This window comes from Streptomyces bicolor, assembly GCF_000719285.1.
GTDB classification, from domain to species: Bacteria; Actinomycetota; Actinomycetes; order Streptomycetales; family Streptomycetaceae; genus Streptomyces; species Streptomyces bicolor.
Window position 1 is genome coordinate 36462 of record NZ_JOFS01000033.1, and the last position, 23813, is coordinate 60274.

Below are 23813 nucleotides of genomic sequence, written 5' to 3' on the forward strand. Positions count from 1 at the left end.
CTCGTCGACGTACGACGGCTGGCCCGGGCGCTTCTTCAGCTCAGGGCGGGCGCGGCGACCACCGCGAGGGTGCCGTTCAGGTAGGCGGCCCGGGAGGCGTGGCGCTGGATCTTGCCGCTGGATGTCTTGGGGATGGTGCCGGGCTGGACCAACACGACGTCACGGACCGAAAGGCCGTGGGCCTCGCCTATCCCGCTGCGGATGACGTCGATGATCTTCTCCGCCTCGGGCGCCGCTTCCGGGGCGATCTCGGCGACGACGACGGGCTGCTCACCGCCCGCTCCGCCGTTGCTTCCTTCCCCTTCGACGGCGAACGCGGCGGTGCAGCCGGGGCGCAGGGCCGGGTGGGCCATCTCGGCGGTCAGTTCCAGGTCCTGGGGGTAGTGGTTGCGGCCGTCGACGACGATGAGGTCCTTCAGGCGGCCGGTGACGAACAGCTCGCCGTCACGCAGGAATCCGAGGTCGCCGGTGCGCAGGAAGCGGCCGTCGTGGCCGGTCAGGGTGGCGCGGAAGGTCTCGCGGGTGGCGAGGGCGTTGCGCCAGTAGCCCTTGGCGACGCTCGGGCCGCGCACCCAGATCTCGCCGACCTCGCCGTCGGGCAGTTCCTCGCGCCGTTCGGGGTCGGCGATGACGACGGTGACGTCCGGGCCGGGGCGACCGCAGCCGACGGCCGCCGCGTCGGAGTGGCCGGCGTGCGGGCCGGCTTCGGCGGCCTGGAGCAGCGTGGGCCGGGTGTGGACCGTGCTGCCGGTGACCATCAAGGTGGCCTCGGCCAGGCCGTAGCAGGGGTAAAGGGCCTCGCGGCGGAAGCCGGCCGGGGCGAAGGTGTCGGCGAAGCGGCGCAGGGTGGCGGCGCGGATGGGTTCGGCGCCGTTGAAGGCGACCTGCCAGCTGCTGAGGTCGAGGTCGTCGAGGAGCCCGGGCGTGGCGTGCTTGAGGCAGAGTTCGTAGGCGAAGTTGGGGCCGCCGCTGGTGTGCGGGCGGTAGTGGCTGATCGCGGTCAGCCAGCGCTCGGGCCGCTGCAGGAAGTGCAGCGGGGAGAAGAGAGTGGCGGTCACGCCCAGATAGACGGTGTTGAGGACGGGGCCTATGAGCCCCATGTCGTGGTAGACGGGCAGCCAGCTGACGAACATCTCGTGGCCGTGCTCCGCGATGACGTCCGGCGTGTGGCCCATGCGCTCGGTGATGACCCGCTCGTTGTCGAGCAGGTTTCCGTGGGTGACCATCACACCGCGCGGCGCGGAGGTGGAGCCGGAGGTGTACTGGAGGAAGGCGACCGAGTCGGCGGTGAGGTCGGGTTCGCGCCAGGCGGCGGCCGCCTCATCCGGGATGTCCTCGGTGGCGACGCAGGTGATGTCGACGAGTTCGGGCAGTTGTTCCGCCATGCCGGACAGAGCCGAGATCACCTCGCGGCCGCCCAGGATCACCTTGACGTCGGCGTCGGCGATCAGGCGCTTCATCCTGGTCAGGGCGCGGTGGTTGTGCGCGCGGCCCTGCGGGGGCACGCCCGGTACGGCCACCACGCCGGCCGCCAGGCAGCCGAGGTAGCCGCAGATGAACTCCGGGCCGGGCGGGTACAGCAGCATGGCGCGGGCACCGGCGAGGCCGCGTTCCTGCAGCCAGGCGGCGACGGCCCGGGACCGGTCGGCGAGACGGCCGTAGGAGATCTCCTGTGTCTCGCCGTCGATGTCGCCGGTGACGAGGTAGCGGTAGGCGGTTCGGTCGGGGTGGTGCGCAGCATGCGTGGTCAGCAGATCGACCAAGGATCGAACCATGTCGCGAGTCTCACCTGTCTGGATCGGTGGGCGAGGAACTGGAGTTCGAGGGGCGCGTCGGAGAGACGCGCGGACACCTCGGTCCGTCCGGCCCCCTTGCCGGACCTGACGTCTCGACGACCCGTCGAGAAGCCGTGGCGCCGACCGGCCGATCCAAGCGCTGCCGTACGGCTTGCTACCGGCGAGTAACACCATAGCAAGTCCGTTCGGTCCGACGGGCCGAACGGAAGTAAACCCTATGTGTCCGAAGGGTGGTTGACGAAACAGGGGTCTCACACACGAACGCCATAACTCCCGATACCGGCGGACGGGCCCCCGGAGTCACTCAATCACCCCAACTTCCGCTTGCTGTACGGCAATTCAGACAGTCGACGCAGAAGCGAGCAGAGTCCGGCACTTTCGAAGCGAAGTGTCGATCGACCGTGCGAGATCGGTCGATGACGGTGTGTACTGTGCTGCGAGCGCCTCGCCCCACGGCCTCGGCACAGCCCTGCCCGACCGCTCCCGAACCGACCCTGGGAACCGACTCGATGATCGAACTACCGGACCTGGCGACCGGCGGTCTCGCCGTCGGCATGCTGTCCGCGCTCGCCTTGGGCGGCGGGCTGCTGCGCGCACAGCGGCAACAGGCGCGGCAGCGGGCCGAGATCGCCGCGTTGCGACAGCAACTCCATGACGCGCTCCAGGCGTTGACGGCCGAGGTCGAGCATCTGGCGGCGCAACGGCTTCCGGCCGCCGCCCGGCAGTTGGCGCATCCGCACGTCGCCGTGCCGGGTCCGCTGCGTCCGCAGACCTCGGGGACAGCGCTGGGCCTCGCCCTGGAGAACGTCCTGTCCGGACTGCGCACCGAGCTCACCGCGCAGCGCACCCGCGTCGACGCGGCCGCACAGGCCGGCATGCGCGGGGCGACACGCGAGATCCAGGCGGCACTGTACCGGCTGCAGGACGCGTTGCGGGGGCTTCAACAGCAGTACGACGACCCCGAGTTGGCGCAGACGCTGTTCCGGCTCGACCACGAGAACGAGCAGTCGCTGCGGCGCGCCCAGGTCACCGCGGTGGTGTGCGGAGCCTGGGTCGGGCTCGCCCGCGAGGAGTCGCATCTCGTGGACGCGGTGACCGGCGGCCAGGCCCGGCTCGCGGGCTACCACCGGGTCCGGGTCCACAACCACCTGGCGGCGGGGACCGGGCTGGTGTCCCACGCCGTCGAGCCGGTCGCGATCATCGTCGCCGAACTCCTCGACAACGCCCTGCGGCATTCCGCGCCCGACACGGACGTCGTGGTCAACCTGGAGCACGTCCACCACGGCGCCTGTGTCACGATCGACGACGCGGGCCTCGGCATGACCCAGGACGAACGGGCCCGCGCCCAGCGGCTGGTGGCGGGTTCCGAGCCGATCCTCCTCACCGAGCTGGGCGATCCGCCGCGCATGGGGCTCGCCGCGATCGGGCAGCTGACCCGGCAGTTCGACCTGGGCGTGGACCTGTCGTCGCCGTCACCGTACGGCGGGGTGCGGGCGGTGCTGCGGGTCGACAGCCACCTGCTCAGCCGTATCGACCCGGTCGAGCGACCGCCCGCGGCCAGCGCGCCACGCTCCACACGCAAGGCCACCCGCGACGAAGCGTCCGTCAGCTCCGGGGACGAGGCATCCGCCGGCTCCGGGAGCGAAGCATCCGTCGGCCCGAAGGCGGGGAAGGCCGGCGCCGCACAGGCCGCGGAGACCGGCGCCGCGCACGACGGGGCGTCCGTCGGCTCCCGTGATGACGAGCCCGGCGGCGCCCGCGGTGACGAACCCATCCGCGCCCGTGGTGAGACGTCCGGCACCTCGCACGGATACGGCGCCGAGCACGATCCCGACGCCTCCGGCACCGCGTCCGGGCATCACGCTCCGCGCGAAGCCGGCGGACTGCCCCAGCGCCGGCGTCGCACTCGGGTGCCCCCGGCATCCGGTGACACGCCCGCACCTCGGCCCGACGTACGCAGCCCGGAGCGGGCCGCCGCCGCGCTGGGCGCGCTGCAGGCCGGGACGTCCGCCGCCCGGTCGTCGGCCGGCGAGCGCACCGGCGACGCCGCCACGCCCGTACCGGAAGCCGTCCGGGCGACGCGGGAGCGGGGCGAGACCACCACCGACGACCTCGATCAGACCGACCATGAAGGGGGAACGGCTCGATGACCAGCCGCGATGCGGGAGACACGGCGTGGGTGCTCGAACCGATCCTGCAGGTACCGCACGTGGTGGCCGCCGTACTGCTCACCCGGGACGGGCTGGTGACCGGGTACACGGACGCGCTCACGCGGCCCTCGGCAGAGCGGGTGGCCGCGATCACGAGCACCGTGCAGGGGGCGTGCCGTACCGCGGCGGCCGCGTTCGCGGACCGGGAGCGGGCCGAGGTGCGGCAGGTGGTCATCGAGTCGGACCACGGCTATGTGCTGATCGTGCCGACGGACCACGGTACGTGCGTGGCCGCGTACGGGGACGAGGAGGTGCGCCTGGATCTGCTCGCGCACCGGGTGCACTCGCAGGTGGCCCGGCTGGGTGAGAAGGCGATGGCCGCCGCGCCCCGAGGTGCCGACGGCGGCGCGCCGGCATGACCGGCCGGCGTGGCGGCCGCCCGCTGGTCCCGGCGTATCTGTCGACCGGCGGCGTGGCCCGGCCCAGCCGACCCCACCTGGAGCGGCTGTCCGTGCTCATGGGCACCCGCACGCCGGCCCCGGCCGGTCTGCCCGCCGCCCAACTCGCCCTGCTGGACGCCCTGGACGAAGGTTCGCTGACGGTGGTGGAGGCCGCCGCACTGCTGCGGTTGCCGGTGTCCGCGGTGCGCGTGCTCGCGGCCGAGCTCATCGACCGGGAACTGGTTCAGTCCCGTCCCCCGATCCCGCCCGCCGGACGCTTCGACCCCGACCTGCTGAAGAGAGTGGCCGATGGCCTTCGCGCCCTCAAACACACCTAGCGCTCCCCCGCGTCCCACCGAGGACATCCACCTCCCCGACACCGCCCGGGACCTGGTCAAGATCCTGGTCGCCGGCCCGTTCGGCGTGGGCAAGACGACCCTGATCGACTCCGTCTCCGAGATCCGGCCCCTGCACACCGAGGAGCCGCTCAGCGAGGCGTCCGCGGAGGTGGACGATCTCGCCGGGGTGCGGGACAAGACGACGACCACCGTCGCCGTCGACTTCGGCCGGATCAGCCTGCCCGGCGGGGTCGTGCTGTACCTGTTCGGCACTCCGGGGCAGGAGCGGTTCCGGGCACTGTGGGACGACATCGCGTACGGCGCGCTGGGGGCCCTGGTCCTGGTCGACAGCCGTCGGATCGACGCGTCGTTCGACGTGCTGGGGCTGGTGGAGGAGACGGGGCTGCCGTACGCCGTCGCGTTCAACGCGTTTCCCGACGCGCCCCGGCACCACACCGAGGAGCAGTTGCGCGCCGCGCTGGACCTGGAGGCGTGCACCCCGATGGTGACCTGCGACGCGCGGGAGGCCGACTCGTCCGTCGACGCGCTGCTCGCGCTGGTCCAGCACCTGATCGACCGTCACGCTCCGGAGGGCCGGTGACCCGGATGACCACCCACTCCCCCGACCGGCAGGCCTTCTCCCGCTCGGCGCCCGTGCGCCTGTGGGAGGACGGTTTCGCGCTGGATCCGTACCGCTACTACGACGCCCTGCGCGCCCAGGGCCCGGTCGGCTGGGCCGAGTTGGCGCCGGGCGTGCCGGCGTACGTCGTCACGGACCGGAGGGCGGCGCTGGATCTGCTGCACGACACGGAGACGTTCTCGCACGACCCGCGGCCGTGGGAGTCCACGGTCGCCGACGACTCGCCGGTCCTCGGCATGATGCGCTGGCGGCCCAACACACTGTTCGCCGACGGTGCGGCCCATGTCCGGTACCGCACCTCGCTGATCGACACCTTCGACCGGATCGAGCCGCACGATCTGCGGGCACGGGTGCACTACGCGGTGCGGGTTCTGGTGGGCCGGATGGGTCCGAAGGGCGAGGCCGATCTGGTGGGCGAGTTCGCGCGGCCGCTGATGGCGCTGGTGTTCAACAACCTCTTCGGGCTGCCGGACAGCCAGAGCGACCGGCTCGACGGGGCGCTGGGCAAGATGATGGAGGGCGGCGCCGAAGCGGCCGAGGGCGAGGCCGAGTTCGGGGGTTACGTACTGGAGCTGATCGCGGCCAAGGCCGAGCGGCGGGGCGACGACCTGCCCAGCCGGCTCCTGGACCACCCCGCGGGGCTCACCCCCGAGGAGGTCACCTGGCAGGTGTTCCTCACCCTCGGCGCCGGGCACGAGCCGACGGCCAACCTGGTGTCGAACGCGCTGTCCCGCATCCTCGGCAACCCGCTCTACTACTCCACGCTGACCAGCGGGGCCCGCCCCGTGATGGACGCGGTGGTGGAGGTCCTGCACCACGAGACGCCGCTCGCCAACTACGGCATCCACTACGCCCGCGGTCCGGTGTCCTTCCACGGCACATGGATCAGGGCCGCGGTGCCCGTGGTCGTCTCCTACGGGGCGCTCGCGCGCGCCCACAGCCCGGAAGGCATGGGAGGTACTACACCCGTCGCCGAGCGGGAGTTCACCGGCGGCCGACACCCCAGGGACGCCTCCCACCTGTCCTGGTCGGCGGGCCCGCACGCCTGCCCGGTCCGGCAGCACACCCTGCTCATCGCCACCGAGGCGATCGAGCGGCTCACCCAGTGGCTGCCCGACCTCGAGCCGGTCCTGCCACGCGCCCGCCTGACCTGGCGGCCCGGCCCCTTCCACCGCTCACTGACCTCCCTGCCCGTCCGGTTCAGCCCCAGCTCCCCCGACCAGCCAGGAGTTCCGTCGTGACCGTGACCGACCGCACCGAACGCTTCGCCATCGACCCGTTCGGCGCCGACATCGCCGGTGAGAGCGCGCGGCTGCGTGCCCTCGGCCCGATCGTGCCCGTGGAGCTGCCCGGCGGCATCCCCGCGTGGGCGCCCACCGGTTACGACACCCTCAAGGAGCTCATCCTCGACCCGCAGGTCAGCAAGGATCCCCGGCGGCACTGGCGGCTGTGGCCCGAGATCGGCGAACACCCCTCCTGGGGGTGGATCCTGGGCTGGGTCGGCGTGGTCAACATGCTCTCGACGTACGGCGCCGACCACACCCGGCTGCGCAAGCTGGTCGCGCCGAGCTTCACCCAGCGGCGTACGGAGCTGATGCGGCCGCGCGTGGAGGCGATCACCACGGAGTTGCTCGACGCCCTCGACGACAGCGGTGCGGTGGTCGATCTGAAGGCCGGGTTCGCCCATCCCCTGCCGATGCGGATGATCTGTGAACTGTTCGGTGTGCCCGATGAGTTGACGGAGGCGACCGGGACGCTCATCGCCGCCATCATGGACACCTCCGACCCGAGTCCGGAGCACGCGGCGTTCGTGCAGCAGCAGATCGGTACGGTGCTGCCGGCGCTGATCGCGTACCGCAGCGAGCACCCCGGGGACGATCTGACGACCGAGCTGATCCGGGTGCGTGACGAGGACGGGGACCGGCTCAGCGACGAGGAGTTGCTGTACACGCTGCTGCTGGTGATCGGCGCCGGTTTCGAGACGACCGTCAACCTCATCGGCAACGCGGTCGTGGCCCTGCTGACCCACCCCGGGCAACTGGCGGCCGTGCTCTCCGGTGAGATCGGCTGGGACTCGGTGATCGACGAGACGCTGCGGGTGCACCCGTCGATCGCGTCACTGCCCCTGCGGTTCGCCGTCAGCGACATCAAGGTCAGGGACGTGACCGTGCCGGCCGGGGACGCGATCATCACGACGTACGCCGCCGCCGGACTGGACCCCGCGCACTACGGGCCGGACGCGGACGGCTTCGACGCCTCACGCGGGGCCGACGACCATCTGGCGTTCGGGATCGGGGTGCACCGGTGCGTCGGCGCCCCGCTGGCCCGCGTCGAGGCCCTGACGGCGTTGCCCGCCCTCTTCGACCGCTTCCCCGGCCTGGAGTTGGCCGTCGGGGCGGACGCGTTGCGTCAGGTGCCGTCGTTCATCGCGTTCGGCTGGCAGGAGATCCCCGTGCGTTTGCGGGCCTGAGGGCTTGCGGCGCGGAGACGCGACCGGTCCCCCGTTCCGGTCGCGTGCCTCCGCGGCAGGTCGAACTTACGTCTACGCGGGGGGATTGGGTATCGCGTCGATGCCCGCTGCGGGGCCCGCGGGACTCACCTGTGCACAGGTGAGTCCGGAAGGCCCGATTTGGCTGCCGCAAGTGCGGGCTGATCCAGGTCGCCCAGGGCGAGATGGGCCAGGACGACCTCGTACAGGTCGGTGCCACCGGCGAGAAGCTGCCGTTGGAGGACGGGTTCCGCGCTGCGGACGTGCTCGCGGACGGTCTGGGCGTGGACGCCGAGGCGCTGCGCGGTTCGCTCGGCGTTGCCGCCCTCGACGATCCAGGCGCGCAGGGTACGGCGCAGGTCGCGGCTGTCCTTGTCCAAGTGGGCGAGCAGGTCCTGCGCCCATGTGCGCATCGCGGGACCCGACAGCAGGTCGCACAGCGACACGGGCGCCGCTTCCGGGGCGCGGGTACCGGCCGGTGTGTCCGCCAGGCTCACCTGGATGTTGAGCGCCAGATGGACCACGGCCCGGGCCGTGAGGTCGGCGAAGTCCGTGCGCAGCAGGGCTTCCACGCGTTCCATGCGGGCGCGGACGGTGTTCCGGCTGACGCCGAGGACCTTTGCCGCGCTCACGGCGGTGAACTCCAGGCCCAGCCGGGTGGTGGCGAGCAGCTCGGCGCGGGTGTGGTGCGGCAGGGTGTCGAGCGGCCGCAGCAGGCCGTCCGTCCAGCCGCGCAGTGCCGTCGGGTCGATCAGCCGCTCGGGGTGGGTGCGTTCGGCGTAGACGGCGGCCTTGTCCGGACGGAAGTGCGCGACGGCCAGGGCGCTCACGGCCTGCCCGTACGCGGTGGCGGTGCGGGCCAGGCTGTGCCGGGCGCTGCCGCCGAGGAAGGTGCGGGGGCGCGGGCCGATCAGCGAGCGCAGTTGCCGGGCCTCGGCCTCGCCGGGCGTCACGACGATCACGTGCTCGTCCACCGCCGGGCAGAGCACGACGAGCGCCCGCTCACCCGTCACGGCGATGCACTCGTCGGCGAGCCGGTCGCGCTCCTCGGCGGTCCCTTCGACGACGTAGACGCAGGCGGAGTCCGTGTCGAGCAGGCCCGGCCACAGTCCCGCGGCGACGCGGCGCGCGGAGACGGTGTCCTCCACCATCAGCAGCTGAAGGATCGCCAGGCGCAGATCGGACGTCGCCTGTTCGAGCCGGAGGCCCGCGGCGGTCGTCTCGCCCGCCTTGAGCAGGAGTTCGATGACCTGGACGGTGTGCGTGACGATGTCGGCGGTACGCCGGTCGAAGGGTGCCTTGCGCGACACCGCGAGGACGCCCGCCGACGCGGGGTTCGGATACGCCACTCTGACCAGGCGCAGATGACGGCCCTGCCCCTCCCAGGCGGCGGAGGCGATACGGCCGGCCGCGACGGCCTCGACGAGGTGGTCGTCCAGGGGTGGCAGCGTGCCGGCGACGAGGGTGCCGGTGTGGTCCTGGAGCGCACAGACGCCCTGCACGGCGTCCGCGAGCCAGGCGACGACCCGGCGCACATCACGCCCCGTCGGCCGCAGGTGGTCCAGCAACTCCTGGGCCCACGCCGAGCCGTCGGCGTTCCTCACCCCCGCCTGCCGGACCCCGTCCTCTCTGCCAGCCACGTCGGCCTTCACCTCGTCCTGCGCTTCATCCACGACGTACCGCTCGGGGACGTTACCTCACCCGTACGTCGCGGTATGCCGTCGTTCGCATCGGGGACTGGGTTCCCCGTATCGCGACGCTCATCCCGACCGGCTCAGGGCGGCGAGGCCGCGTGGCGGGCGGGCGGCGACTCGTCGTTCCAGAGGCTGCCGGGGTTGCGGCCACCCCTGCGCATGGCCGCGTCATGCCGCCGTCCGCACTGCTGACGGCGGATCATTGCGGCCACGTCCATCGGGGCGCTCCCCCGGGCAGGTTCGGCGTACGGCGGGACGAAGCCGCGCGCGCCCTTTCGCCGTACCGGGCCCGCCCGCCCCGGCCTGCGCCTGCGCCGGGCCTGAAGGGCATAGGCTCGGCGAATGGCGAAGTACTTCGACGTGCACCCCGACAACCCTCAGCCGCGCACCATCGCCCAGGTCGCCGACAGCGTCCGCTCCGGTGCGCTGATCGCGTATCCGACGGACTCCTGTTATGCGCTGGGCTGCCGGCTGGGCAGCCGTGACGGCATCGACCGGATCCGGACCATTCGCCGCCTGGACGACCGGCACCATTTCACCCTCGTCTGCCAGGACTTCGCGCAGCTCGGCCAGTTCGTGCTGGTCGACAAGGACGTGTTCCGCGCGATCAAGGCATCGACGCCCGGCAGCTACACCTTCATCCTGCCCGCGACGAAGGAGGTGCCGCGCATGCTCCAGCATCCGAAGAAGAAGACGGTCGGCGTGCGCATCCCCGCCCACGTCGTCACCCAGGCGCTGCTCGCCGAGCTCGGGGAGCCGCTGCTGTCCAGCACGCTGCTGCTGCCCGACGAGGACGAGCCGATGACGCAGGGCTGGGAGATCAAGGACCGGCTCGATCATGTACTGGACGCGGTGGTCGACTCCGGGGACTGCGGCACCGAGCCCACCACGGTGATCGACTTCTCGTCCGGGGAAGCCGAGATCGTACGGAAGGGGGCGGGCGACACGTCCCGCTTCGAGTAAAGCGGTCCCCAAGGGAGACGGGGTGCCGCGGGCCCGTCCGGATGGTGCGTGCAACCATGCGTGCGGCCCGCTTCCGCCGGGTCGGCGACCCTGGTTCGCCGTGGACTGCGCAGAGAGGCACCCCCATGACCTCCGTACAGGCAACAGACGTGGACGTCCCCACCGAGGACGGCGTGGCGGACGCCTACCTGGCCCATCCGGGCGACGGTGTGCCCCGGCCGGGCGTCCTCCTCTACCAGGACGCCTTCGGGCTGCGTCCCCATCTGCGGTCGATGGCCGACCGGCTCGCCGAGGCCGGCTACACGGTCCTCGTGCCGAACGTCTTCTACCGGCACGGGCCCAGCCCGGTGTTCGAGCTGCCCGAGTTCATCGACCCCGCGGCGCGGCCGGAGCTGTGGGAGAAGATCGTGCCCGTCATGCGGTCCCTGACGCCCGAGCTCGCGATGCGGGACGCCGGCGCCTATCTGCGCTGGATGGCCGAGCGGCCCGAGGTCACCGACGGCCCCGTCGCCCTCACCGGTTACTGCATGGGCGCGCGGCTCGCCCTGCGCACCGCCGGTGCCTACCCGGACCGGGTCGCCGCCGCGGCCGGCTTCCACGGCGGCCAACTGGCGACCGACGCGCCGGACAGCCCGCACCTGGTCGCCGAACACGTCACGGCGGAGCTGTACTTCGGGCACGCCGACGCCGACCCCTCGATGCCGCCCGAGCAGATGGAGCGCCTGGCAACCGCGCTTTCCGCGGCCGGGGTCCGCCACCGGTACGAGGTCTACGAGGGCGCCCACCACGGTTACACCCAGGCCGACACCGCCGCGTACGATGAGGCCGCCGCTGAGCGGCACTGGGCGGCGCTGCTCGATCTGCTGAAGCGGACGTTCTGAGCCGCTCGGCTCGTCCCCCGGGAGTCGGCTCCCACCGTGGTCTCCTGGCCTTCGGCCGACCCCGCCGGACCGGTGGCGTGCCGGTCCGGGCCGACGCCGCGTACGGGGTTATCGTCGGCGGCGTGGACGGTGATCGCCGAGGGTGGCGGGATTGTGTGCTCAGCGGGGCGGTGTTCGCCGTGTGCATGGCCGGCACCACCCTGCCGACGCCCCTGTATCCCCTCTACCAGGAGAAGTTCGGGTTCTCCGAGTTGACGGTGACCGTGGTGTACGCCGTCTACGCCTTCGGGGTCATCGGCGTGCTGCTGCTGGTGGGCAATGCCTCGGACGCGGTGGGCAGGCGTGCGGTGCTGATGTGGGGTCTGGGGTGCGCGGCGGCGAGTGCCGTCTGCTTTCTGTACGCCACCGGGCTGGGCTGGCTGTACGCGGGGCGGCTGCTGTCGGGGCTGTCCGCCGGTCTGTTCACCGGGGCCGCCACGGCGTACGTGATGGAGTTGGCGCCGCGCGGGGGCGCCTCGCGGGCCACGTTCGTGGCGACGGCCGCCAACATGGGCGGACTGGGCTGTGGTCCGCTGCTGGCAGGGGTGCTCGCACAGTACGCCGCATGGCCGCTGTACCTGCCGTTCGTCGTGCATCTGGCGCTGGTGGCCGGCTCGGCCGTCGTCCTGTGGCGGCTTCCGGAGACGGTGCGGGAGCGGCGGCCGCTGAGCACCGTGCGGCCGCAGCGGCCCGCTCTGCCCGGGCGCGTGCGGGCGGTGTTCGGGCCGGCGGCGATCGCCTCGTTCGTGGGGTTCGCGCTGTTCGGGGTGTTCACGTCGGTCAGCCCGGAGTTCCTCGCCGAGTTCCTGGACGTGGACAACCACGCCGTGAGCGGGCTGGTCGTCGCGCTGGCCTTCTTCGCCTCGACCGCCGGTCAACTGGCCGTCGGCCCCGTCGGGGTGAGCCGATCGCTGCCGCTGGGCTGCGCCGGGCTCCTCGCCGGGCTGGCGCTGCTCGCGGGGGCGCTGCACTGGGATCTGATGTCACTGGTGGTGCTGAGCGCGCTCGTCGGCGGGGGCGGGCAGGGGCTGGCCTTCCGGGGGGCGCTGGCCGCGGTGGCGGAGGCGTCGCCGGCGGACCGCCGCGCCGCGGTGATCTCGACGCTGTTCGTGGTGGCCTACGGCGGCATCTCGGTGCCGGTGATCGGTGTGGGACTGCTGACCGGCCCGATCGGCCTGGAGAACGCGGGGCTGGTGTTCATCGCGTGCATGACCGTCCTGGTCTCGGGCGCGGCGGCCTATCTCCTGCGCCGGCCTGTGCCGGCGAGGGCATGAGCGCGTACGGAGATCATCCACCCGTTGTCCGACCGAGCGCGCCGGCCGCCCAACTTCCGTGATACACCGGGAAGATGACCATGCCGCGCACAGAGAGGGCACCGTCCATGGGCCGACCCACGACCTCGACCGCGCTTCCGGTCGGCACGAAGGTGCTGTCCATCGGGCTGCATCCGAGTGCGCTCGACTACAGCTGGATGCCCGACGGTGTCGACGAGTCGGTGCTCACCGCTCGGATCGGGGCGGCGAACGCGGCGCTGCGCGACGCGGGGTTCGATGCCGTGCCCTGCCTGATCGACAACTCTCCCGACAGCGCCGAGGCCACGGTCCGCGAGCAGCTTCGGCAGCAGACGTTCGGCCTGGCGATGATCGGCGGAGGTGTGCGGATGCTGCCGGAGAACACCCTGCTGTTCGAGCGGTTGGTCAACGTCCTGACCGAGGAGGCGCCCGGGATCCGGCTGTGCTTCAACACCTCGCCGGAGGACACCGTCGAGGCGCTGCGGCGGTGGATTCAGGCCTAGCCAACGCATGACGGCATGACCCGTCGGCAGCCGTCCGCTCTCACATTCGTCCAAGCGTCGTCGATCTTTGTCCATCGACGGAGCCATCGGCGGCGGTGAGGGTGGGCCCATGGGCGAACAACAGCGGCGGCTGCCGGGTGGGCTCGTCGCCCTGGCGCTGGGCGGTTTCGGCATCGGGCTGACGGAGTTCCTGATCGCCGGGCTGCTGCCGCAGGTGGCGTCAAGTCTCGAGGTGTCGGAGGCAGCCGCCGGATGGCTGATCTCCGGGTACGCACTGAGTGTCGCGATCGGTGGGATCGCGCTGACCGCGGCGACGGCACGGCTGCCCCGCAAGAGCGTCCTGGTCGGCCTGGTGGCGTTGTTCGTCGTCGGCAATCTGCTGTCCGCACTGGCGCCGAGCTATCCCGTGATGCTGCTCGGACGGGTCGTGGCGGCGTTGTGCCACGGCTCGTTCTTCGGCATCGGCTCGCTCGTCGCGCGCGGCCTGGTCGCGCCGGAGAGGAAGTCCCGCGCGGTGGCGGTCATGTTCGCCGGTCTGACGGTCGCGAACGTGCTGGGCGTGCCGTTCGGCGCGCTGGTCGGTGAGCGCTGGGGCTGGCGGGCGGCCTTCTGGGCGGTGACCGCGATCGGCGTGGCGGCACTTGTGGGAATCGCCGTCCTCGTACCCGGCTGGGCGGGCCGGGCACCCCTGCCGACGGGTCGCTCCGGTGCGATGCCGCCGAGTGGCCTGCGTGCCCAGGTCCGTGCCTTCCGGTCCGGGCAGGTCTGGCTGACCCTGGCGGCCACCGCGCTCGGCTACGGCGGGATGTTCGGGGCGTTCAGCTACATCGCCTACACGTTCACCGAGGTCAGTGGCTTCTCCCCGGCGGATGTGGCCTGGCTGCTCATGGTGTACGGCGTGGGCTTGGTCGTCGGGAACCTGATCGGCGGACGGGCCGCGGACGGTGACCGTGACCGCGCGCTGGTGCTCTCCCTGCTCGGACTCACCGTCACGCTGGCCGTGTTCGGTCTGCTGGCCGCCAGCGCGACCGCATCGGTCGTCCTGACCTTTTTGATGGGACTGTTCGGGTTCGCCGGCGTGCCCGGCCTGATCGGCTCTCTTGAGCGCAGGCCCCTTGCTTTAGCTGGGGGTTAGCTCATCCTCGTGCCGGAGCCGCGCAGCGGCGGAGTTCGCTGCGTTGTCAGTGTCATGTACTAGGTTGATCACATCAGTCGAAGGGGGGTGTTCTCATGCTGGCTGGTCGTCGCTATCTGCTCGACCTGTCGCCCGAACAGGCCGGGATGTGCGAGGAGTTCGGCAACATATGCCGGTCGGTGTGGAACATCGCCCTGGAACAGCGGCGCGAGTACCGGAGGCGGGGTGCGTGGATGAACTACGTGCCGCAGGCCGCCGAGCTGGCCGACGCCAAGCGCGAGCACCCGTGGCTGAAGGCCGCGCCGTCGCACGTGCTTCAGCAGACGCTCAGGGATCTGGACCGGGCCTGCCGGGATCACGGCACCTTCGCTGTGCGGTGGCGTTCGAAGGCGCGTTGGGCGCCGTCGTTCAGGTTCCCGGCCGGAAACCTTGTCATCGTGGAGCGCCTCGGGCGTAAGTGGGGCCGGGTGAAGCTGCCGAAGCTGGGATGGGCGCGCTTTCGCTGGTCCCGGCCGCTGGGCGGGGGGATCCGGTCCGCGACCGTCAGCCGTAAGGCCGGACGCTGGTATGTGTCGTTCCTCGTGGACGACGGCGCGGCCACGCCCGAGCGGCACGCCATGCCGGGCACGGCCGTGGGGATCGACCGGGGAGTGAAGACGGCCGCGGTCACCTCGGACGGAGACTTCCACGACCGCCAGTTCATCACCCCCGGCGAGGCCGGTCGTTACCGCCGGCTTCAGCAGCAGTACGCCCGCACGAAGAAGGGCAGCGCGGGCCGGGCCAAGGTCCACGCCCGCATGAACCGGATCATGGGACGGGTCACGGACCGGCGGGGCGACTTCTGCGCCCGGACCGCCGCCCAGATCACAGCCAAGAACGCCGTGGTGGTCCTGGAAGACCTCAAGACTCGCAACATGTCCGCCTCGGCATCCGGCACCATCGAGACGCCGGGTACCCGCGCGGCCCAGAAACGGGGCCTGAACCGCGCGATCCTGGACAAGGGATGGCACCGCCTCGAACTCGCCCTCACCAGCGCCGCCCGGTACACCGGCACGACGGTGGTGAAGGTCAATCCCGCGTACACGTCGCAGCGGTGTTCCGCCTGCGGCCTTGTCACTGAAGGAAACCGAGAGAGCCAATCGGTCTTCGCGTGCAAAGCCCCAGACTGCGGACACCGCCAGCATGCCGACGTCAACGCGGCCATCAACATCAAACACGCGGCAGGACATGCCGTGTCAGCCTGCGGAGACCTCGGCAACAGCCGGTCCGTGAAACAGGAACCCGTAAGCCGGGCAACCGGCCGAACCCCCGCATAGGGGAATCCCCGGGCTTCAGCCCGGGGAGGAGGTCAACACGCGCGTGACCGACTTCGCCCAGGGCGTGGCACTGGCCGCGAGCGCCAATGTGTCCGCGTCCAACGTGGGCAACGCCCTCGGCGCCTGGCTCGGAGGCCTGGCCATCGCGGCGGGCCTCGGCTACACGGCACCGCTCTACGTCGGCGCCGGTATCGTCCTGATCTCCGCCGTCGTCATGGCCGTAGCCGCGCAACAGGCCAGGACACCCGGGCAGCGGACGGGCCGGCCTTGGTGACACCGACCCGCACGTGTTGCCGCGGGTGACGTGTCCCGCCGCGTCGGCTGCCGATCGGCAGGTCCGGGGTGCGGGGGCACCGGCGGCGGGTGAGGCTGGTGCCATGTCCGAGCACCGCGTGATCGTCTGTCTGCCGTCCGGGGCCGGTGGCCGGACGGCCACGCTTGCCGACTGGGTTGCCTTGCCCGGCTGGGATGCCCTTGCCGGATGGGATGCGTCGGCCGGATGGGATCACCTGGCCGACTGGGTTGCCTCGGGCGCCGCCGAGTCGGGTCCGCGCCGGTGGCATGAGGCTCGGCCGGGGATGTGGGGACCCTGAGCAGCCGCAAAGGGGCGCGAGGCGCCGGGGAGTCCGATGTGGAGGCGGTGCTCGACGAGCTCTACGTCACGCCTCCGGCCGAATTCGTCGTCCGCCGCGCGGAGATGGCGGCCGCGGCCAAGTCGGGCGGCCACGGCGAGGACGCCCGCCGTATCGGCGCTGCCCGCCGCCCCACCCTGGCGGCCTGGGCCGCGAACCTGCTGCTGCGCTCCCAGCCGGAGGAGAGCCGGCGGCTGCTGGAACTGGGACCCGCTCTGCGCGAGGCGTACCACTCCCTGGACGCCACCGGCATCAAGGAGCTGGCGGACCGGCGTCGGCGCATGGTGTCCGCGTTGTCCCAGCAGGCCGCGGAGCTGGCCCATCAGGCCGGGAACCCCCTGTCGGCCACGGTGCGGCAGGACGTCGAGGCCACCCTGCGTGCCGTGCTCGCCGATCCGGAGGCCGCCGACAGGTGGGCCGGCGGCCGCTTGACGGGCGCCCTCACCCCGCCGTCGGACTTTCCCACCGACATCGCTCCGGCGTCCGGCGCCCCGCGAAAACCGAGCACGAAAGCGGCAACGCCAGCGGCCCCGCCGGCGCGAGCCGGCTCGAAGGACGAACTCGCCGAACGGCGGCGGCAGCGGCAGGAACAGCTCGATCAGGCCCACAGAGCAGCGGAAGAGGCCGCGCGGCGGCTGCACGACAGACGCGCCGAGCAAGCCGACGCCGACAACGCGCTGCAGCAGGCCAGAGACCGGCACGACCAGGCCCAGCAGCAGCTGTCGGACGCCGAACAGCGGCTGCGCCAGGCCCGGGAAGAGCTCCGGCGAGCCGACCGCGAACAACGGCAGGCGGAGGAACGAAGCCGTACGACCGCCGACGCGGTGGCCCAGGCCGAGCGGGCGGAACGCGAGGCCGCACGGGAGGTGAAACGCCTGAGCGCACGCAGGCGTTAGGGGAATCTCTGTCGGTCCCATCCGACCGCCGCCCGGCCATCCGGCTGCCGCCCACCTCAACCGGTGATGTGCCGGGGTACGGCGAGGTCCTCGTGGGCGGACAGGAGTATCAAGGCGGCCGGATCGTCCTCCGCGCACGCCTCGGCGACCACGTCGATCAGCCGGTCGTAGTCGGGGCCGGTCCTGCCCTCGTACGCCGCGGTCATCCGGCCCCATTCGTCCCAGTTCAGAGTCTCCCGCTTGCACAGCGCGGCGAGGTCACGGACGACGTTGCCGCTGATCTCGTGCGGCCCCAGGGCGTGCTCGGTGCCGCCCGCCCGACGAAGTCGCTGTCGAGATGTTTGGTGTCGACACGCGCCCATCGACGCCGGCCGTCGTCCCAGTACTCGGTGATCCTTTGATCGAAGCCGCGCCCCTGCTGGAAGTAGGTGCCGAAACCGCACCGGGCACGGGATGCGACGCCTCGCGCCCGCAGGATCGCGCAGGCGATCGTAGGCCCAGGGCCATGGCGTCCGCGGGCTGGACGCACGTCATGGGTCATGGCCGAGCACAGTAGGGGAACCCGCTGACATCCGGACCGGCCCGGTGTGCGGCGCGGGCGGGGGCGGGCGCAAGCTGGAGTGGGGTCGATTCGGCTGCTCGTAGGACGAGACCTGTGGGAGGACCGGGACATGACTTCGATGGCGAACCTGCCGGACGTGGTGTCGCGCGAGGAGTGGCTCGCCGCCCGCAAGGAGCTGTTGGCCGAGGAGAAGGAGCTCACGCGCGCGCGTGACCGGGTGAACGCCGAGCGGCGACGGTTGCCGATGGTCCGGGTCGACAAGGCGTACGCCTTCGAGGGCCCGGACGGGACGGTGAGCCTGCCCGACCTGTTCGAGGGGCGCCCCCAGCTGGTCATGCACCACTTCATGTGGACGTACGACATCGACGCCGACGGCATCGAGCACCCCCGCGACTCCGGCTGCCCCAGCTGCTCCTCCGCGGCCGACTGCATCAGCGGACTGCGGCAGCTGCATGCCCGCAACACGACGCTGGTGGCGGTGAGCCGGGCACCGTACCCGAAGATCGCCGCGTACCGCGCACGGATGGAGTGGGCCTTCCCCTGGTACTCCTCGGCGGGCAGCGACTTCAACTACGACTTCCACGCGACCGTCGACGAGCGGGTCGCGCCGGTGCAGGTCTTCCACCGCAACGAGGCCGAGCTCGCGGAGGCGGGCATGCCGTGGTCGGAGGGGATGCGCGGCGACTGGCCGGGCATCAGCGCCTTTCTGCGGGTCGGGGACGACGTCTTCCACACGTACTCCACGTTCGGCCGTGGCATCGAGCAGTTCCACTACGGCATCCCGTACCTCGACCTCACCGCGCTCGGCCGCCAGGAGGAGTGGGAGGAGCCGAAGGGCCGGGCGGTGCCGCTGGGTCTGCAGGCCGGCGGGCCCGCCTTGCGTCTGCCCGACGAGTACGACGACTGACGCCCGGAGCAGGGATGCTGTTCGGCCACTGCCGATCGGGCGCTGATCAGGTTCCGATCACTTGCAGCGCGCCCCACAGCGCCAGCACCGAGCAGGTGAGCGCGGCAGGCACCGTGCACAGGCCGAGCCGGGTGAACTCGCCCAGCTCGACGTCGGTGTCGTGCGTGTGCACGATCTTCCGCCACAGCAGCGTCGCCAGGGACCCGGCGTACGTGAGGTTGGGGCCGATGTTGACGCCGAGCAGCACCGCCAGCACCGCACCGGGCCCGGCCTCGGCGGTCAGCGGCAGGAGCACCAGCACGGCCGGCAGATTGTTGATCACGTTCGCCAGTAGGGCGGCCAGCGCGGCGATGCCCAGCAGCCCGGGCAGTCCGGTGCTGTCGGGGACGAGGTGACCGAGGGTGCCGTCCAGCCCGTTGTCGACGACCGCCCGCACCACGATCCCCAGCGCGAGGACGAATGCGAGGAACGGGAGGCCGACGGCCCGCACGAGGGCCCTGGGAGTGGTACGGCGCCGGATCAGGGCGCGGACGGCCAGCACCAGCGCCCCCGCCAGGGCAGCCCACGCCGGGTCGATCCCCACCGCGGAGGTCACCACGAACCCGGCCAGCGTGCCCACCACCGTGACGAGGGCGAACAGCGGCACCTCGGGCGGGCCGGCGGAGGGAGGTGCCTGTGCGCCGGCGTCCAGATCCACCGCGAAGAACCGGCGGAAGACCAGGTACTCGATGCCGATCGCGACCACCCACGGCAGCGCCATCAGCGCGGCGAAGCGGGTGAAGCTCAGCCCGCTCGCGGCGAACGCCAGCAGGTTGGTGAGGTTGGAGACGGGCAGCAGCAGGGAGGCCGTGTTCGACAGGTGGGCGCAGGCGTACACATGCGGTTTGGCCTGGGCGCCGAGCCGGGCGGCGGTGGCGAAGACCACCGGGGTCAGCAGCACCACGGTGGCGTCCAGGCTCAGCACCGCGGTGATGAGCGAGGCGACGACGAACACCTGCCCGAGGAGCCGGCGCGGCCGCCCCGCGGCGGTGCGCGCCATCCAGGCTCCGCATGCCTGGAACAGGCCCTCGTCGTCGCACAGTCGGGCCAGCACCAGGACGGCGGCGAGGAAGCCGATCACCGGCCCGAGCCGGGCGGCCTCGTCCGAGGCATGATCAAGTGATATCGCCCCGGTGGCGATGACCACCCCCGCCGCCGGGACGGCGACGACCGCCTCCGGCAGTCCCCAGGGACGCACTACCGCGCATATCAGCACCATCACGAGAAGGACGGCCGAGAGTACTTCCGTGAGCGAGCCGTTCAGGGTCGGAGCCTTTCGAGATCGAGGGTGTCCGGTGAACGCGGCAGTGGCACAAACCACCTGGTCATCCGGGTAACCCAAGATTACTCAGGCCCGTGCGGCGGTCCGCACCGACAGCCCACGGCGCAGGCACTCGGCGAGGCGGGCGGCGATGGTGCCGTCCGGGTCGAGGCGAGGGTTGAAGATCGTGACGTCGAGACCCACGGCGCGCGCGTCGGCCAGCGCCGTCCGCAGCACGCTCTCCAGTTCGTCCCAGGTCAGGCCGCCGGGCTGGCGGTAGTCGACGGCGGGCATGATCGCGTCGTCCAGGACGTCGACGTCGAGGTGGATCCAGAACCCGGCCCCCGCACCGGCGGCGAGCCGGTCCACCGCCCGGCGCGCCGCGGTGCCCGCGCCGGACGCGCGTACGGCGTCGAGGTCGACGGCGTGCAGCCCGGCCGGGAGCGGCTGCATACCCGCCTGGGCGGACTCGGCGGCGTCGCGGAAGCCGAAGGCCACGACGTCCTCGTCCCGCACCAGGGGGCCGCGGCCCTCGAGGTCGGTGAGGAGCCGGGGGCCGCGGCCGGTGGCCAGGGCGAGTTCCATCGAGGCCGCCTCACCGGCCGGCTCCGCCGAGGGCTGGTAGAAGTCGGTGTGCCCGTCGAGGAACAGCAGGCCGTGGCGTCCGCGGCGGCGCAGGGCGAGGAGGTTGCCGAGCAGGATGCTGCAGTCCCCGCCGAGGACGACGGGGAAGCGGCCCGCGTCGAGGGCTTCTCCGACCGCGTCGGCCAGTCGGGCGGAGTACTCCGCGATGGCGTGCGGGTTGAGCACCCCGGTGCCGGCGTCCCTCGTCGGGTCGTAGGCGGGTGGTTCGATCCGGCCGGCGCGTACCGCGCCGGGAGTGGACGCCAGGTGACTGTCGAGCAGCACGGCCGGCAGGTCCTGGACCCCCGAGGGTCGCAGTCCGAGCACGGACGGCGCCTCGATGATCGCGATTTCCCGCATCTCCGCTCCCTTCCGCCGCTGCTCCCTGTCCACTGCCGCCCTCATTCCATCTGTCCCACACCCGGAGGCCGGTCACCACTCGAGGCCGGCCGGGGGCAGGGGCGGGGCAGGGCGCGCTCACGGCTCGGCGGTGCGCTCCCCTAGCAGGGCTTCCCGAGCCCAGCCTCCTACTGGCCAAAACTCATCGCTGTGTGACCGGAGTTGACCCACGGTGATGCAGAGCTCAACTGCTACCGGCGGTAAAGGCTTGCTTTCGCGTAACCCGGCCCCGTACACCTTGCTCCACAACTGGCCCCGCAACTGGCCAGGACTCTGGGGGGAGTTGGCTTATGGAAGGCACGGTGGACGGGTTCCGCTATGGTGCGGTGACCCCGGTGGCGGCCTATCTGATGGCCTGCCTGGGAGGGGCGCTGGGACTGCGGTGCATCGTCCGTACGCTGCTCAGCGAACAGTCGTGGAAGGCGGGTTGGCTGGCGCTCGGCGCCGCCTCGATCGGCTGCGGCATCTGGACGATGCACTTCATCGCGATGATCGGCTTCCAGGTCGAGGAGGCCCGGATCGGTTACGACGCGGGACTCACCGTCATCAGCCTCGCCGTGGCCATCGTCGTGGTCGGCATCGGCGTGTTCATCGTCGGCTATCTGGGCGCGGGCAAGGGCGCGCTGACCAGCGCCGGTGTCATCACCGGGCTCGGTGTGGCCGCCATGCACTATCTGGGCATGGCGGCGATGCGCCTCGACGGCAGCATCCGGTACGACGTGTTCACCGTCGGGCTCTCGATCCTGATCGCGATCGTCGCCGCGACCGCCGCGCTGTGGGCGGCCGTGACCATCCGCGGTTTCCTGACCAGCCTGGGCGCCAGCATGGTCATGGGGGTGGCGGTCTCCGGGATGCACTACACGGGCATGGCCGCCGTCAGCGTGCATCTGCACGGCCGGACCGGCGCGTCGTGGGCCGGTGACTCGCCCACCTCGCTCTTACTGCCCATGCTCCTGGGGCCGGCGATCTTCCTCCTGCTGGCCGGAGTGGTGGTGATGTTCGACCCGCTGCTGGTTCTCGGAGAGGGCGAGTGGAGCCGGTCCGGCGCCTCCACGCGCACCGGGGAACCGAGCGGCCCCTCGTGGCAACGGGCCGATGGGGAGGGCGAGTTCACGGCACCCACCGCCGACGCCCAGCCGCCGCGCCGGGAACCGACCGTCCCCAAGTGGTGACCCGGGGAGGCGGAGCCCGCGACGCGCCGGACCCTGCCTCCCCCCGCTCGGCCTTCTCTAGATCATTGTTACGGTGCACGCGTGTCTGACTCCTCACGCGATACCGCCGAGGGCGCCGGCTGGGGCGCCACCGAACTCGGCGAGTACAAGCGGCTGATGCCGCACAAGGTCGAGAAGATCTCCTGGCTCAACCCGAAGACGCTCTGGGCCGCCCGCAACGGCGTCCTCGCGTCCTGGTTCGGAGACCCCACCGGGCGCACCCGAAGCCGCTGGGTGGCGCAGCGGGCGGCCGCCGGGGTGCCGGCCGACAAGGTGATCCGGCGTGACGACCCGGACCGCTTCTCCTTCCTCGTCATCGGTGACACCGGCGAGGGGGACGAGCCCCAGTACGCCGTCGTACCGGGTCTTTTGAAGGTGGGCCGCGACACACGGTTCGCGGTCGTCGCGAGTGACGTGATCTATCCGGTGGGCAGTGCCGACGACTACGGCACCAAGTACTTCCGGCCGTACCAGGACTACCAGGCACCGATATACGCGATACCGGGCAACCACGACTGGTACGAGGACCTGGGCGCGTTCATGCGCGTCTTCTGCGGCGACGCCCCGCCCCTCGAACCCGAGGCCGCTCCGCGCCCGCCCGGCAGGGCCTGGCTGCGGTCACTGCTGTGGCACCGGCCACGCAAGGGAGACGGCCAACGCCTCAGCGAGGTCCGCGAGTTGAGGTCGGCTCCGGCTCAACAGGCCGTCCAGCCGGGGCCGTACTGGGCGATCGACGCCGGGCCGGTCCGCATCGTCGGCATCGACACCGGACTGCTCGGGACCATCGACGCCGAGCAGGGCGCCTGGCTGCGCGAGGTGTCCAGGGATCCCCGGCCGAAGATCCTCATCACCGGCCAGCCCCTGTACGTGGACGGTGAGCACCACCCCTGCGCGATCGAAGGGGGCGGCACCGTCGACGAGATCGTCCGCGACCCGGCCCACCGCTATGTCGCGGCGATCGGCGGCGACATCCACAACTACCAGCGCTACCCGGTGCAGGTGGACGGCCGGACCATCCAGTACCTCGTGTCGGGCGGCGGCGGTGCCTTCATGCACGCCACGCACACGATTCCGCGGGTCGACATAGCGAACGTCACCGAGAAGGAGTTCCGCTGCTATCCCCTGCGCGGCGACTCCCTGGCCTTCTACAGCGCGCTCTACGGACGTCGGCTGCGCCTGCGCCGCTTCTTCACCCTCACCGAGGCGCAGGCGGCGGCCGTCGTCGCCGAGCGGCTGGAGATCCAGCCGGGGCGCGCACCGGCCCCGCACGCCCGCATCACATGGCGCACGCGTCTGGTCGCGGGCCTGCTGGGCACCGGACGCCGCCCCGACCGGGCCAAGCGGTTCCGCCTCCCCGTGCGCAAGATCCACACGCAGCTGTTCTCGCCGAGCTCGGCGACCTACAGCCCGCCGTTCTTCAAGTGCTTCCTGCGTGTGGACGTCACCCCGGAGACCGTCCGGCTGCGGTGCTACGCCGCGACCGGCAACCGCGCCCAGGAGCTCGACCCGCCGGTCGAGGACGAGGTCACCATTGCGCTGATCTGACCGGGCACCGCGGGAACATCACCGCTGGCCGGCGGGTTGGCACTGCCGTACCAGGTGATCGC

Annotated in this window: 22 protein-coding genes and 1 pseudogene; 17 read left to right on the forward strand and 6 right to left on the reverse strand. The window is 71.8% G+C overall.

Going from position 1 to position 23813, the window contains the following annotated elements; all coding sequences use genetic code 11:
- Positions 1-35 precede the first annotated feature (35 nt).
- Complete coding sequence (locus tag IF78_RS0134020) at positions 36-1775, reverse strand: fatty acyl-AMP ligase (protein ID WP_031486282.1); 1740 nt, start codon at positions 1773-1775, stop codon at positions 36-38.
- A 530-nt stretch (positions 1776-2305) separates the two neighbouring features.
- Here IF78_RS0134020 and IF78_RS0134025 point away from each other — a divergent pair.
- The 6 genes from IF78_RS0134025 to IF78_RS0134050 are packed head-to-tail and all read left to right on the forward strand — an operon-like array spanning position 2306 to position 7834.
- A complete protein-coding gene (locus tag IF78_RS0134025) occupies positions 2306-3946 on the forward strand; it encodes an ATP-binding protein (protein ID WP_031486283.1) in 1641 nt (546 codons plus the stop codon).
- Positions 3943-4365, forward strand: coding sequence for a roadblock/LC7 domain-containing protein (locus tag IF78_RS0134030; RefSeq protein WP_031486284.1), 423 nt, complete (start codon positions 3943-3945; stop codon positions 4363-4365). Before IF78_RS0134025 ends, IF78_RS0134030 begins: the two co-directional genes overlap by 4 nt.
- Positions 4362-4724 (forward strand): DUF742 domain-containing protein, encoded by a 363-nt coding sequence (locus IF78_RS0134035; protein ID WP_031486285.1) that lies wholly within the window; start codon positions 4362-4364, stop codon positions 4722-4724. Before IF78_RS0134030 ends, IF78_RS0134035 begins: the two co-directional genes overlap by 4 nt.
- Positions 4696-5325 carry a GTP-binding protein gene (locus tag IF78_RS0134040; protein WP_031486286.1) on the forward strand — a complete coding sequence of 210 codons (630 nt, stop codon included), beginning with the start codon at positions 4696-4698 and terminating at the stop codon, positions 5323-5325. The genes IF78_RS0134035 and IF78_RS0134040 overlap by 29 nt, the downstream gene beginning before the upstream one ends.
- A gap of 5 nt (positions 5326-5330) precedes the next feature.
- Positions 5331-6605: a cytochrome P450 family protein gene (locus IF78_RS0134045; RefSeq protein ID WP_031486287.1), complete on the forward strand. Its 1275-nt coding sequence runs from the start codon at positions 5331-5333 to the stop codon at positions 6603-6605.
- Complete coding sequence (locus IF78_RS0134050) at positions 6602-7834, forward strand: cytochrome P450 family protein (protein ID WP_031486288.1); 1233 nt, start codon at positions 6602-6604, stop codon at positions 7832-7834. Before IF78_RS0134045 ends, IF78_RS0134050 begins: the two co-directional genes overlap by 4 nt.
- Before the next feature lie 125 nt (positions 7835-7959).
- Here IF78_RS0134050 and IF78_RS0134055 read toward each other — a convergent pair whose 3' ends face one another.
- Together IF78_RS0134055 and IF78_RS48620 are read right to left on the reverse strand one after the other, a co-directional pair.
- Positions 7960-9492 carry a helix-turn-helix domain-containing protein gene (locus IF78_RS0134055; RefSeq protein WP_031486289.1) on the reverse strand — a complete coding sequence of 511 codons (1533 nt, stop codon included), beginning with the start codon at positions 9490-9492 and terminating at the stop codon, positions 7960-7962.
- Positions 9493-9626: 134 nt separating this feature from the next.
- Complete coding sequence (locus tag IF78_RS48620; RefSeq protein ID WP_158751559.1) at positions 9627-9764, reverse strand: hypothetical protein; 138 nt, start codon at positions 9762-9764, stop codon at positions 9627-9629.
- 124 nt (positions 9765-9888) lie between these two features.
- On the opposite strand from IF78_RS48620, the gene IF78_RS0134060 reads away from it, so the two are divergent.
- The 8 genes and pseudogenes from IF78_RS0134060 (at position 9889) to IF78_RS0134095 (ending at position 17203) form a co-directional block, all read left to right on the forward strand.
- Entirely contained in the window at positions 9889-10509 is a 621-nt protein-coding gene (locus IF78_RS0134060; RefSeq protein WP_031486290.1) for an L-threonylcarbamoyladenylate synthase, read from the forward strand.
- A gap of 125 nt (positions 10510-10634) precedes the next feature.
- Positions 10635-11390, forward strand: a complete 756-nt coding sequence (locus tag IF78_RS0134065) for a dienelactone hydrolase family protein (RefSeq protein ID WP_031486291.1) — start codon at positions 10635-10637, stop codon at positions 11388-11390.
- 122 nt (positions 11391-11512) lie between these two features.
- Entirely contained in the window at positions 11513-12703 is a 1191-nt protein-coding gene (locus IF78_RS0134070) for an MFS transporter (RefSeq protein ID WP_031486292.1), read from the forward strand.
- Positions 12704-12810: 107 nt separating this feature from the next.
- Positions 12811-13224, forward strand: coding sequence for a hypothetical protein (locus tag IF78_RS0134075; protein ID WP_031486293.1), 414 nt, complete (start codon positions 12811-12813; stop codon positions 13222-13224).
- A 130-nt stretch (positions 13225-13354) separates the two neighbouring features.
- Positions 13355-14317, forward strand: a pseudogene (locus IF78_RS44100) (MFS transporter); the annotation flags it as partial.
- A gap of 137 nt (positions 14318-14454) precedes the next feature.
- On the forward strand, positions 14455-15675 hold the full coding sequence (locus IF78_RS0134085; RefSeq protein WP_031486294.1) for an RNA-guided endonuclease InsQ/TnpB family protein: 1221 nt from the start codon (positions 14455-14457) through the stop codon (positions 15673-15675).
- A gap of 43 nt (positions 15676-15718) precedes the next feature.
- Positions 15719-15949: an MFS transporter gene (locus tag IF78_RS0134090; RefSeq protein ID WP_031486295.1), complete on the forward strand. Its 231-nt coding sequence runs from the start codon at positions 15719-15721 to the stop codon at positions 15947-15949.
- Between the two features lie 357 nt (positions 15950-16306).
- On the forward strand, positions 16307-17203 hold the full coding sequence (locus IF78_RS0134095; protein ID WP_037641869.1) for a hypothetical protein: 897 nt from the start codon (positions 16307-16309) through the stop codon (positions 17201-17203).
- A gap of 56 nt (positions 17204-17259) precedes the next feature.
- On the opposite strand, the gene IF78_RS46750 is transcribed toward IF78_RS0134095, so the two are convergent.
- On the reverse strand, positions 17260-17565 hold the full coding sequence (locus IF78_RS46750) for a hypothetical protein (RefSeq protein ID WP_234439921.1): 306 nt from the start codon (positions 17563-17565) through the stop codon (positions 17260-17262).
- A 309-nt stretch (positions 17566-17874) separates the two neighbouring features.
- Between IF78_RS46750 and IF78_RS0134105 the strand changes: the two genes are divergently transcribed.
- A complete protein-coding gene (locus IF78_RS0134105) occupies positions 17875-18672 on the forward strand; it encodes a DUF899 domain-containing protein (RefSeq protein ID WP_031486297.1) in 798 nt (265 codons plus the stop codon).
- A 46-nt stretch (positions 18673-18718) separates the two neighbouring features.
- On the opposite strand, the gene IF78_RS0134110 is transcribed toward IF78_RS0134105, so the two are convergent.
- Together IF78_RS0134110 and IF78_RS0134115 are read right to left on the reverse strand one after the other, a co-directional pair.
- Positions 18719-19930 (reverse strand): SLC13 family permease, encoded by a 1212-nt coding sequence (locus IF78_RS0134110; protein ID WP_199921441.1) that lies wholly within the window; start codon positions 19928-19930, stop codon positions 18719-18721.
- Between the two features lie 129 nt (positions 19931-20059).
- On the reverse strand, positions 20060-20956 hold the full coding sequence (locus IF78_RS0134115; RefSeq protein ID WP_031486299.1) for an arginase family protein: 897 nt from the start codon (positions 20954-20956) through the stop codon (positions 20060-20062).
- 329 nt (positions 20957-21285) lie between these two features.
- On the opposite strand from IF78_RS0134115, the gene IF78_RS0134120 reads away from it, so the two are divergent.
- Positions 21286-22167 carry an MHYT domain-containing protein gene (locus IF78_RS0134120; RefSeq protein WP_051828369.1) on the forward strand — a complete coding sequence of 294 codons (882 nt, stop codon included), beginning with the start codon at positions 21286-21288 and terminating at the stop codon, positions 22165-22167.
- A gap of 81 nt (positions 22168-22248) precedes the next feature.
- Entirely contained in the window at positions 22249-23751 is a 1503-nt protein-coding gene (locus tag IF78_RS0134125) for a metallophosphoesterase family protein (RefSeq protein WP_031486301.1), read from the forward strand.
- The last annotated feature ends 62 nt before the right edge of the window (positions 23752-23813 follow it).